Source organism: Mycobacterium sp. TH-M25 (genome assembly GCF_057473665.1).
On sequence record NZ_JBYCLA010000229.1, the window covers coordinates 1 to 8076 of the forward strand.

Annotated in this window: 7 protein-coding genes; all 7 read right to left on the reverse strand. The window is 64.3% G+C overall.

Translation table 11 applies throughout. The features are described from left to right. On the reverse strand, positions 1-540 hold a 540-nt coding region (locus tag AC2VOU_RS07635), incomplete at its 3' end, for an MCE family protein (RefSeq protein WP_486956832.1). Between the two features lie 8 nt (positions 541-548). Continuing rightward, the gene (locus tag AC2VOU_RS07640) at positions 549-2180 is read right to left on the reverse strand and encodes a virulence factor Mce family protein (protein WP_486956826.1); all 1632 of its coding nucleotides are present in this window, start codon (positions 2178-2180) and stop codon (positions 549-551) included. Between the two features lie 3 nt (positions 2181-2183). Continuing rightward, a complete protein-coding gene (locus AC2VOU_RS07645; RefSeq protein WP_486956827.1) occupies positions 2184-3764 on the reverse strand; it encodes an MCE family protein in 1581 nt (526 codons plus the stop codon). Further along, a complete protein-coding gene (locus AC2VOU_RS07650; RefSeq protein ID WP_486956828.1) occupies positions 3761-4801 on the reverse strand; it encodes a virulence factor Mce family protein in 1041 nt (346 codons plus the stop codon). The genes AC2VOU_RS07645 and AC2VOU_RS07650 overlap by 4 nt, the downstream gene beginning before the upstream one ends. Continuing rightward, the gene (locus AC2VOU_RS07655; RefSeq protein WP_486956829.1) at positions 4798-6108 is read right to left on the reverse strand and encodes an MCE family protein; all 1311 of its coding nucleotides are present in this window, start codon (positions 6106-6108) and stop codon (positions 4798-4800) included. The genes AC2VOU_RS07650 and AC2VOU_RS07655 overlap by 4 nt, the downstream gene beginning before the upstream one ends. A gap of 2 nt (positions 6109-6110) precedes the next feature. Next, complete coding sequence (locus tag AC2VOU_RS07660) at positions 6111-6980, reverse strand: ABC transporter permease (RefSeq protein WP_486956830.1); 870 nt, start codon at positions 6978-6980, stop codon at positions 6111-6113. Continuing rightward, entirely contained in the window at positions 6977-7783 is an 807-nt protein-coding gene (locus tag AC2VOU_RS07665) for an MlaE family ABC transporter permease (protein WP_486956831.1), read from the reverse strand. Before AC2VOU_RS07665 ends, AC2VOU_RS07660 begins: the two co-directional genes overlap by 4 nt. Between the last annotated feature and the right edge of the window lie 293 nt (positions 7784-8076).

An 8076-nucleotide genomic window follows, 5' to 3' on the forward strand; every position in this document is an offset into this window, starting at 1 on the left:
CTGCGGCGCTCGTCCGACGAAGATGTTGTTGACCTCGTTCTGCAGGATCTCGAGGTTCGGAATGCCGCCGCCGTTCAGCACCAACGCGAGGCTGGCCAGGGTCTGCTCGGTGGTGGGATACGCCGACGAATTCTTCAGCGGGATGGTGTCGCCGTCCTTGAGCCGGGCCGACGATGGGTCCGCCGGCGCGGCCAACTCCACATGCTGAGAGCCCAGCAGGCTGGTCTGTCCAATCTTGGCGGTGGCGTTCCGCGGTAGCTTGACGTGTTTCTCCACACCCAGCGTCAGGGTCGCCACCCAATTCTTCAGGTCGATCGACCTGATCGTTCCGACAACGACATCGGCCACCATGACCTGGCTGTTGCCGTTGATCGCCAGCGTATTGGGCACTTGGACGTACACGGTGTACGAATCGGCTCCGTTGCCCGGTCCGCCAGGTACCTGCAGGTTGGAGATGCCGCGCCACCCGCACGAACTCAACGTCAGCGCCGCTACGGCCAGGGTCAGCCCTTGCCACACGCGGTGGCGGGCGAGGCGCAGCGCGGGCTTCACGAGCCCGCTCCGATCGACGAGGCGGCTTCAGCGGGCAGGGCAGGACCGCTCGGTCCCGGCGCGGGACCCGAGACGGGTACCGGCGTCGGCGCGACCGGGCCTGGTATCACGCCGGGCGCGGGCGGGGGCGGCGGTATCGGCATCGGATTGCCCGGCACACCGAGGAAGGGCAGTGGACCGGGCTGCTCGTTGTACGCGTTCGGCGGTCCTGGAGGCGTCTGCAAATCCGAGTGCACCGGCCCGATGTCGGGGCCGCCCATCAACTCGGCCAGCGAATCGGGGGTCAACAGCCCCGCTGTGATCGGACCCACCTGGGTGCCCTGCATGCCGGGCCCGACAACCCAGCCGTGTTGGGTGTTGCGGTGCGACGTCGGGGTGTCCGGCGACCAGATCCCGGGAACCGTGGTGTCCTTGTAGCCGTTCGGCGGTTGCAGCCGAGGTTCTGAGTAAGCGACTTCTTTGGGCAGCGTCGCGGCGGTGTGGAACAGGTTCACGCCGAACGGCAGATAATTGAACTTGATCGAATCGAGGATCGGCGCCAGGTATTCGGCACACAGCTCGGCGGAATCCTGATATCCGAGCCGGCTGCCGGCCTGGATCGAGCTGCAGATGAACTCCATCGGGTTCGCGAAGTTGTTGAGCGCCAAGTTGGCGACCAGAGCACCGTGCGCCGGGTAGTAGACGTTCTCGAGGTTGACTGCCGTGGTAGGAGTGAGGTGCAGTGCGGTCTCCAGGCCGTCTAACGTAGCGGGCTGTACCAGCGCCGTGCTCAGCTCGTCGAGGTTTTTCACGTCGTGGGACAACACTTCGCGATTCTTGGCCAGGAACGGGCGCAGCGTGGTGAGAAGACCGTCTGTTTGTTGGATCGCACCGGCCAGTGCCTGGTCGGAGTGCGCAAGCCTGCCGGTGAACTGCGCCAGGTTGGTGTTCAGCGCAACGAACTGCTGGTCGTCGGCATGCAGGGCGTTGACGAACAGCGCCAGGCTGCGGACCACCGCGAAGAAGTCGCCCCGTCGCTCGTTGAGCGCGTTGAGCGCCTGCGAGAGATTGTTGAACGCGGTGTTGATCTGCTTGCCCTTGCCGGCGAGTCCGTCGGCGAAGGATTCGATGGCCTCACCGAACGGCCCCTTGGGCTGCTGCGGCGTGGGGCCGAATTTCTTGACCAGGTTGGAGACGCTGTCACGCAGCTGGTCCCATTCGGTCGGCACCTGGGTGCGATCAAGCGGGATCACTGCGTCGTCGGCCATGACCGGGCCGCCCCGGTAAGGCGGCTCGAGCTGAATGTCCCGGGAGGCCACCAAGGTCGGGTTGATGATCACGGCCGAGGCGTTCGCGGGCACCTTGTACTTGTTGCTGTAATGCAGGGTCACCTTCATCTTGTCGCCGACGGGTTCGATCTTGTCGACCGCGCCCACCTGCACGCCCATGATCTTGACCTTGTCCCCGGCGTAGAGCGCGTTGGCGTCGGAGAAATAAGCGGTCACGGTGTTGTTGGTCAGCTTCTGGTAGAGCTGCCAGCCCAAATATGCCGTGGCGAGAACCACCACAGCCCCGAGGGCACCGAGGACCGCCGAGCGTCGCGAACGCTGCGGCAACCGCAGATTGCGAATGTCAAACACGGTGCTCATTGGCTACCTCCCACAACAACCGCCTCCCCCTCCGCCGGGCTGGCTTCCCAATACACCTGGGCTGATGAACGGCGCCGGTACCTGTTGCCCGGGTCCCGGCGGCGCCGGCGGCCCCGGCGGGAGTGCGGGTGCGAACGTCGACGGCGGCGGTGTCGGACCGGCCGGCGCCAGATTTTCGGTGCGCGCCCCCGGCGGCGTGTTGGGCGGCAGCGGCACCGGCGTGCCCGGAAGGTCGGGGGCTGGATCTCCCGGCCGGCCGGCAATCGCGATACCTGGTGTCGGGGGAAGACCGTCCGGGTTGGGCGGCGAGGTCAACACGTCGGGCAACGTCGGGTACGGCCCGTTGGCGCCGAAGGGGCCTTGATCCTGGGATATTCCCGCGCACGGCAGCGGGTTGCCCGGGCGCGGCAGGAGTTCGGGAGACGGCGTGTAGGAGCACGGCGATCCCGGCGCCACAGCCGGTCCCGGGTGATCCGCTGTGCCCTCCAGCACCGGCGGCGCCGGCGGTGGTGCTCCGTTGGGGAAACGGGTGCCGTTGGGGTCGGGGAACCGGAACGCCGGTAGCCCCGCGCTGCGCCAGAAGTTTTCCGGGTCGATCCCGCGCTTTTTGAACGAGGCGTCGACGTAGGGCTGCAATACCTGGTACGGGAGCAGGTTGGCAATGGACGCCTTGAAGAACGGGCCCGAGCCGATGGTCTCCGAGAGGGCGAGGTAGTAGGACGATATTTCCTGGAGGCTGGTCGAAAGGTCATTCTTGTGTTTGACCAACAGGTCGCTGACGGTGCGCAGCTGCTCCAGGACATGGTTGAGGTTGGGGTTGTCGTTGATCAGCCCCTGCACCTGAGTGGAGAAGGCCGAGACGTTGCCCAGTAGTGCGTCGACGGCGCGTCCACGTTCGTTGAAGGCCGCCAACAGCGTCTTGGTGTTGACCAACAGTCGATCGATCTGTTGACTGCGGTCACCCAGAACACCGGCGACCGAGTTGGCCTGGCCGAGCAGATGCTTGATCTGCTCGTCGCGTTTACCAATGGTGTCGGAGAACTTGGCCACCCCGTCGAGCGCGGCGCTCAGGTGCGGGTAGGTCTTGTCAATCGTCTGGGACAAGACGCTCAACGATTCTTTCACCGTGTCGATGTCCCAGCCGGAAGCAGCTTTGGTCAGGTCGGAGAACGCATCGTAGATTTGATACGACGTGGCGTTCTGATTCAGCGGCAGCACGCCGTTCGGGCGCAACGTCTTTGCGCCGCGCGAGTCGACCTCGAGAACCTTGCGGCCCAGGATGGTGTCGGTCTTGATGGCCAGCCGGCTCTCGGTACCGATCTCGTTGGCGCCGGTTGAAAACCTGACCACGACGTGGTCGCCGGCGATCTTGACCGCCTCCACTTTGCCGACGTCAAAGCCGGCCAGACGCACCTTGTCGCCGGTGTTCAGCCCGCCGGCGTCGGTGAACTCTCCCTCATAGGCCGGCGAGGCGAAGAGCATCGGGACAGTGGTCAGGGTCTGCCCGAAGCCGATGAACAGGACCACCACGACCAGGCCCATCACTCCGATCCGCCGCCGGTTGGACGGTTCCAGGGTTCTCATTGCGGCGTGCACCTGCCCGTAGGTTGCTGGAACAGCTTGACGGTGCGGACCGGGCCGCCGGGTTGGAGCCCGTTGGTCTTGAGGATGATGTCGCACGCGTAGAAGTTCACGAAGTCGCCGTAGCTGCCGATGGCGCGCGCAATCTGGTTCAGCGATTTGGGGTAGATGCCCAGGAACTTGTCGTACTGATCGGACTGGTCGATGATTGCTTGCGCAACGGGGTCGAGGTAGTTGACGGTTTTATGCAGCAGCGGCCGGTTGCTGGCAAGCAGATCCGCGACGGTCCCGGCGGCATCGCTGATGTGCGCGACGCCCGCAGCCAGCTGGACGTCATGCTCTTTGAGACCGGTGATCAGCTTTTCGAAATTGTCGACGGTCTGATCGAACTCCTTGCGATGCTGGACCGTGGTGTCCAGCACGATGTTCAAGTTCTTGACCACCTCGCCGATCGCTTGGTCACGATCGGCGATGGTCGAGGTCAGTTGGGCGGTCTGGTCGAGGATATCGTTGATGGTGCCGCCCTGACCCTGGAGCACGGTGACGAGGCCGGAGGCAATGTTGTTGATCTTGCCCGGACTCAGAGCCCGGAACAACGGCTTGAAACCACCGAGTAACGCATCTAGGTCCAAGGCCGGGGAGGTGTGCGACAGCGGGATGAATCCGCCCGCCGGCAAAACCCGGTCAGCCCCCTCGCCCTCACCGCGCTTGAGTTCGAGATAGCGGTCGCCGATCAGGTTGAGGTAGCGGATCTGTGCGGTGGTGGACTGATAGAGCGGTATCGAACGGTCGACGTCAAAGTGCACCCGAGCCCGCCGGCCGCCATCGACCAGATCCACCTTCGTGACCTTGCCGACCTCCACCCCGGCGGCACGGACGAACTGGCCGTTCCGCAATCCGCTGACGCTGCTGAACTCCGCGGAATACTTGGTGGTGCGATCGAAGCGCATCTGACCGAACACCACGGCGAGAGCAAAGGTGAACAGAAGTAGCACCATCGCGACGGTGCTGAGCTTGATGACGGTCCCGGAAATTTTCATGGGTTGATCGTGTTATCCCCTACCTGACGGCCCCACACGTACTCGACGGCGTAGGGCGAACCGGTGTCGATGTGGTTGTAAGGTGCCAGGCTGGCGCCGCCATCCATCACCAGGTACGGCGCCGGCCACAGTTCCCGGGTGATGGGCTGCCAGCAACCCGGCGCACCGCCGGGCCCGCCGTGGGCATTCACCCGCGGCAGGTTCTCGGGATAGGTGTAGGGGTTCGGCGATCCGGCAACCAGTGCCGACAGCGCGGCGAGCCCACCGGTCGCGGCTGTGATACCCAGCCCCGGGAGGGACAGCGCAAGCCCCGCTCCCGACAGCGCCTCGCTCACAGTCCGAAGTGAGTAGCCGTTCCCGGTGCCCTCCGCAGCGCCGGCCGCGGGCTCGACGTCGTGGTAGTTGCGGACGGTGCAGTACAGCTCCGGGCTGTAGGTGTCGAGCAGCTTGGCGCTCGGCACCAGGTCTGCGATTCCGCGGACGAAATACGGCCGACCTTGTTTGATCAGCTCGGCTCCGGTGTTGCCGAACCCGACCGCCGCGAGCAACGTGGTATCCAGATCACGCAACTGTTTGTCGACCGTGCGGGCGGTGACCACAGCGTTGCTGAGGAAGTCAAACAGATCCGGCGACGCAGTCGCATAGGTATCGGCGAGGCTCGCGAATTTCTGGATGTCGCGACGAACCTGCGGCTGTTGAGGGTTGACGTCGTCGAGGATGGCGTTGGCGTTGATGATCGATTGCCCAAATTTGTCTCCCAGTCCGCTCAACGCGTCCGCGGCCGCGCTCAGGGTCAGGTTCAATTTGACCGGATCCACCTTCTGCGCGATCGAGGTGACGGTCTCGAACAGCGTATTGACCTCCACCGTGACCGAGCGGGCGTCGATCACCTGCTGCGGCGTGATCCGCTGCGGGGTGGGGCTCTTCGGTGAGGTCAAGGACACGAATTTGTTGCCGAACAGTGTGGTCGCCTCGACCTTGGCGACCACATTGGCCGGGATCAGCTTCAGGTATCTCGGGTACACATCAAGGGTGAACTTGGCCGCTGGTTCGCCGTCGTGCTGCACCTCGACGATGTCGCCCACTCGGCCGATCTGCACGCCGTTATAGGTGACTTTCGAGCCGGGGTCCATCACCAGGCCCGCCCGCGAGGCCAACATCTGTAACGGCGTCACCGCGGTGAAGGCGCCTTTGAACTGCGCGTATACCAGAGCTATCACCAGCGCAGCCACCACCAGCACCGCCACACCGGCCAACTTGTAGGGCGGGATCCGGGGCTTGTTCAGCTTTCCCTGCGGCATCGTCATGGCTACACCGTGAAGTTGAAGTTGGGGTTGACGCCGTAGAGCGCCATCTCGGCAAGAAGGATGACGACGTTGGTCGACACCAGTGAGAATCGCATCGATTGACCTACTGCTGCGCCCACACCGACCGGACCGCCACTGGCCCGGTAGCCGTAGTAGCAGTGGCTCAGCATCACGACCACCGCGACAATGATGACTTCCACGAAAGACCAGAACACGTCGTCGGGACGCAGAAATGTCCGGAAGTAATGCTCGTAGGTGCCGTTAGCCTGTCCATAGAGCACCGTGGTGACGACCTGCGGGGCCAGGAACGACATGATCAAGCCGACCGAGTAGAGCGGGATGATCACCACGAGTCCGGCCAGCATCCGGGTTGACACCAGGTAAGCCATCGAGTTGATGCCCATCACCTCCAGCGCATCGATCTCTTCGCTGATCCGCATAGCCCCCAGTTCGGCGGTGGCGCCGGCTCCGACGGTGGCCGCGAGCACGATGCCGGTCACGACGGGGGCGACCAGGCGGACGTTGATCAAGGCGGCGACGAAGCCGAGGAGCGCTTGGATACCGATCTGGCTCAACGACGCGAAACCCTGCAGGGCGACCAAGGAGCCGGCGGATAGCGTCACAAACGCGATGATCACCGAGGTGCCGCCGACCACGGCCATCGCTCCGGTGCCCAGGCCGACCTGCGCGATCAACCGCAGTACCTCGACCCGGTAGCGGGTCAGCGCCCACACCACGTCGCGGGCGCCGATCAGCGCGAACCAGCCCAGGGTTCCGGCCTCGTCAAGCGGTCGGGCCGCGAGGGCGCTGTAGCGACGAAGGTTGGCAACGGCCCGGGGGAAGCGGGCGCTCAGGACACCGGCCGTTGTCATGACAGCGCCGAAGTGCCGAACTTGACACCGATGGTGGTGAGTACCACGTTGACCGCGTAGAGCGCGACCACGGCCAGCACCACGGTTTCGTTGACGGCGGTGCCCAACCCTTTGGAACCGCCGCGCACGGTCAGCCCGCGGTAGCAACCGATCAGTCCGGCGATCAATCCGAAGGTCAGCGCTTTGATCGTCGCAATCACCACTTCGGGTAAACCGGTGATCAGGGTCAGCGTGGCAAGGTAGGCGCCCCCCGATACGTTCTGCAGGAAGACGCCGAAAATATAGCCGCCCAGCAGGCCGACCATGCTCACCAGAGCATTGAGTAGGGCAGCGACGACGGTCGCGGCGAGGACCCTGGGTACCACCAACCGGTGGATGGGGTCGATGCCGAGCACCTCCATCGCGTCGATCTCTTCACGAATGGTGCGCGCGCCCAGGTCGGCACAGATCGCCGTCGCCCCAGCGCCGGCAACCACCAGCACGGTCACAATCGGTCCGATCTGTGTGATCACCGCTACGCCCGCGCCAGCTCCGGAGATGTCGGCGGCGCCGACCTGCATCAGCAAGATGTTGAACGTGAAGATGAACAGCACCGTGATCGGCACCGACACAGCCAAAGTCGGCAAGAACGCGACCCGCATGATGAACCAGCACTGCAAAACGAATTCCCGCCACTGGAAAGGCCCGCGAAACAACGCCCGTCCGGTCAGGGTGCACATCCGAAAGAACCCGCCGACGAGGACAAGTGGTGGGCCCACTCGGTCCCGGACGTAATCAGTGAGCCGTGGCTGGACCGTGGTCATCCCTGCCTCCGCACCACGGAACAGGTCGCTGTGTGACCTTGCGCGGATCGCGTCACGCATCCCCCTCGCCCCGTTTTTCGGCCTGTGATGCCCGTCTCCCTACCGGTTGGTAGTTAGGCGGACCACAGGACTGTACCCGATGGGAATGCGGGCGTGCATGGCATCGGCGTTATTAGCCTTTCGTCTAATAGAACTGCGGTTTTTTCGTTATGTCAGCCTCGGGTGTGAAGCCCCGGATCCGTTGACGCTGAGGCACTGTGAGGCACAGCCGGAGCCCCGTAACGGCTCCGCAA